Origin of the sequence: Actinokineospora sp., assembly GCF_050699995.1 — a bacterium.
Classification (GTDB): Bacteria; Actinomycetota; Actinomycetes; order Mycobacteriales; family Pseudonocardiaceae; genus Actinokineospora.
The window spans coordinates 1-3,678 of record NZ_JBOHGC010000353.1 but is presented as its reverse complement, the minus strand read 5'-3'; the positions used below and the strand labels follow the sequence as shown (position 1 = coordinate 3,678).

At 67.5% G+C, this 3,678-nt stretch carries 2 protein-coding genes and 2 pseudogenes; all 4 read right to left on the bottom strand.

What is annotated here, in order from left to right:
* Positions 1 to 92 precede the first annotated feature (92 nt).
* Positions 93 to 329, bottom strand: coding sequence for a proprotein convertase P-domain-containing protein (locus tag ACRDSQ_RS17425; protein ID WP_431422457.1), 237 nt, complete (start codon positions 327 to 329; stop codon positions 93 to 95).
* A 138-nt stretch (positions 330 to 467) separates the two neighbouring features.
* Positions 468 to 1,280 (bottom strand): annotated as a pseudogene (locus ACRDSQ_RS17420) (S1 family peptidase); the annotation flags it as partial.
* A gap of 256 nt (positions 1,281 to 1,536) precedes the next feature.
* Positions 1,537 to 3,144 (bottom strand): glycosyl hydrolase family 18 protein, encoded by a 1,608-nt coding sequence (locus tag ACRDSQ_RS17415; protein ID WP_431422456.1) that lies wholly within the window; start codon positions 3,142 to 3,144, stop codon positions 1,537 to 1,539.
* Positions 3,145 to 3,260: 116 nt separating this feature from the next.
* Positions 3,261 to 3,678: pseudogene (locus tag ACRDSQ_RS17410) on the bottom strand (glycoside hydrolase family 3 protein); the annotation flags it as partial.

The window sequence follows — 3,678 nt, the reverse complement described above, 5'->3', positions numbered from 1 at the left end:
GGGGGCACCTTTGCGTTGTTTCTGGGGGGCGACCCCCCAGAGCCCCACGGTGCGATCGGTGACCATTCCAGCGTGGGGGCTGGGAGCACGCTTTAGAAGGTCAGCTTCCAGGAGTCGATGTAGCCGGTGTCGTAGCTGGCGACGTCCTGGACCTTCAGCTTCCAGGTGCCGTTGGCGACCTCGCTCGACGCGTTCACCGTGTACGTGGTGATCACATTGTCGGCGGAGTCGTTGCTCGAGGAGCTCTTCATCCGGTACGTCGAGCCGTCCGGGGCCACCAGGTCGATGACGAGGTCGCCGCGCCAGGTGTGCTTGATGTCCACACCCACCTGCAGCGTCGACGGAGCGTTGCCCGCGACACCGCTGACCGCGACCGAGCTGGTCACCGCGGCGCCATTATCGGCAATGGTGACGTTGTTGGTGTTCTCGAAGACCTTCCCCGTGGGCGGCTGCGTGTCACCACCGCCCAGCTCCTTCGCCTTGGCCTCGATAGCCGACGCGAACGAACTCACCTCCGTGTAGACCCCCGGGGCGTTCGGACGCGCGCAGCCCTCGCCATGGCTGACGATGCCCACCTGGATCCACGCGTTGTTGTCGTCCCGGCGGAACATCGGGCCACCCGAGTCCTGCTGACAGGTGTCGGTGCCGCCCTCCTCATAGCCGGCGCAGATCTCCGCGTTGAAGATCAGAGCGGAGTAGTAGCTGCTCGACGCCTTGCAGGTCGCGTCGTCGACCAGCGGGACCTGGGCCTTGAGCAGGTACCGGGACGTGGTGCCGCCCTCGGAGGTGTCGCCCCACCCGGCGATGGTGAACATGCCGGTGTCGTAGTCCTTGGTCTTCGCGATGGGCAGCAGCGCCGCCCCCGTGATCGGGCTCGACAGCTTGATGAACGCCCAGTCGCCACCCACGGACGTGCCATAACCCGGGTTCTTGTAGACATAGCTGGAAGTCCGCGTCGTCGCGGTCGAGTCCTGAAGGTCGACCACGCCGTACTTCGCCGTGATCCCCGTGTTGTTGCCGGTGCCGCTGACACAGTGGGCCGCGGTGAGCACGAGCTGCTCGGAGTACATCGCGCCTCCGCAGCCCATGGACAGCCGGACCATCCACGGGAACTCGCCCTTGGCGGCCGGGGTGCCGCCGACGACCAACGGGCTGACGTCGCCCGGCTGGGACGGCGGCGGGGCCGCGGCCGATGCTCCCGCCGAGGTCGCGAGCGCCGCGAGCACGCCCACGGCGAGCAACCCGGCTTTTCCGGGCATACCGAGGAGGGACTTTCTCATGGTTCTTCCTTCCCGCGGCCACTCAATGCAGGGGAGAGCGGGCCGACGAGTCGTTGATGCAGGTGTCACAGATCGTGCACACCCGAACACCTTTGTGACAACCCGTCGTGTGGCCGGAGAACTTGCGGTCATTTGCCAGACTATCCCCAGTTGTTGCTGTATTCACTGAATAGAAGGGAACGGCTGCCCCGGGGAAACCCCGGGGCAGCCGCCCATTCCGACTCGTCCCAGTCGGAAGACCGGGAACCGTGCGAGTTCAGCCGCGGATCGCGGTGATCAGTTCTCCGTTCGTGGTGTCACCGGACAGTTCCCAGAAGAACATTCCGCCGAGACCCTGTTGGCCGGCGTAGCCCTTCTTGCCCGCGATGGTGGCCGGGGTGTCGTAGCTCCACCAGTTGTTGCCGCAGTGCGCGTACGCGGTGCCCGCGATGGCGCCGTTGGCCGGGCACTTCGTCTTGAGGACCTTGTAGTCCTCGATACCCTGCTCGTAGGTTCCCGCCGCCGCGCCGGTGGCGGTGCCGCCGGGCGCGGACTGGGTGACCCCAGTCCATCCGCGACCGTAGAAACCGATGCCCAGCAACAGCTTCGAGGCCGGAACACCCTTCGACTTCAACTTCTGGATCGCCGCGTCGGAGTTGAAACCCTGCTGCGGGATCCCGGCGTAGGACGTCAGCGGCGAGTGCGGCGCGGTCGGGCCCTGGGCCGCCCACGCCCCGAAGAAGTCATACGTCATCGGCATGTACCAGTCCACGTACTGCGCCGCGCCGCCGTAGTCGGCGGCGTCGATCTTGCCGCCGGACGAGCCGTCCGCGGTGATCGCCGCGGTCAGCAGGTTCGCGGAGCCGAACCGGCCGCGCAGGGCGCTCATCAGGTTCTTGAAGGAAGCCGGACCGCTGGTGTCACAGGTCAGACCACAGGCGTTCGGGTACTCCCAGTCGATGTCGATGCCGTCGAACACGTCGGCCCAGCGCGGGTCCTCGACCAGCTTGTAGCAGGACTCCGCGAACGCCGCCGGGTTCTGCGCGGCCTGGCCGAAGCCGCCGGACCAGGTCCAGCCGCCGAACGACCAGATCACCTTGATGTGCGGGTACGCCTTCTTCAGCTTGCGCAGCTGGTTGAAGCTGCCGCGCAGCGGCTGGTCCCACGTGTCCGCCACACCATCGACGCTGTCGGCGGCCGTGTACGCCTTGTCATAGTCGGCGTAGCTGTCGCCGATCGTGCACTGTCCATTCTGGACATTGCCGAACGCGTAGTTGATGTGCGTCAGCTTCGACGCGGACCCGCTCGTGACGATGTTCTTCACGTGGTAGTTGCGCCCGTAGACGCCCCACTGCGCGAAGTAGCCGATCACCTTGGAACCCGGCGGCGGGGGAGGTGTCGTCGGCCCCGTGGTGGTCGTCGGGTTGGTTGTGGTCGTCGTGGGGTTGGTCGTGGTTGTCGGGTTCGTCGTGCTGGTGGGCGGGGTGCCGCCACCGCAGGACACACCGTTCAGCGTGCAGCCCGACGGCGACCCAGGGCCCGCCGCGACGAACCCGAAGGACGCGGTGCCACCCGGGGCGATGGACCCGTTCCACGACAGGTTCTTGAACGTGTGCCGGTTCCCGGACTGGCTGCGGGTGGCGTCCCACGAAGACGAGATCGTCGTGCCCGCAGGCAGGTCGAATGCCACCGTCCAGCTGGTGAGCGTCGACGAACCGCCGTTGCGGATCGTGTACTTGGCCTCCCATCCGCTTCCCCAGTCGGATGTCTTCACGAACTCCGCGGTCGGTGTCGCGGCGCCGCTGGCGGGCGCGGCGACCAGTGCCACCGTCACGGTCGCCGCCGCGACTAAGGCCGCGGTGAGATGCCATCGGAATTTGGACATAGTTCACCTCATTGGAGAGCAGGGATGTGAACGAACCGGCCAAACCTGATGGGCGCGCGGGCTCAGGCACTGCCGGCGACCACTCCGCGATGCGGGTGCGGAGGGACGTGTGGGGACTACCGCGAGGCGGCAGTCGGGGGTCTGAGCCGTCCGTCGCGGAAGGCGAGGAGTTCGGCCGCGGCCCGCAGACTCGACCACGAGCCGCTGTGCGTGTCGATCCGGGCGGCGGCGCCGAGACCGGGGCCGGGGATCCCGGTCTCGACGTGCACCACCGTCGCCGACGCCTCGACCAGTCGCCGCACGAGATCGCTCGCGACGGGATGCCGATGTGCGTCCCGGGTGGTCACGATGACCACTTTGGACCTCACCTCGGCCACCTCGGCCACCTCGGACGGTGCGACGGATACCGCCCCTGGCAGCAGTTCGGCGAGGTGCGGAGCCAGTCCCCAGGCCACGGGACCGGCGGCGATGGTCGGCGCCACTTCGACGTCGACCACCAGGGGAGCAGGCCCCAGATCAGGGATCTCGGTGGCG

What these genes read in the sequence shown, in the direction of transcription:
- ACRDSQ_RS17415 (WP_431422456.1), bottom strand. Translation starts at nt 3,144, where the DNA reads ATGTCCAAATTCCGATGGCATCTCACCGCGGCCTTAGTCGCGGCGGCG.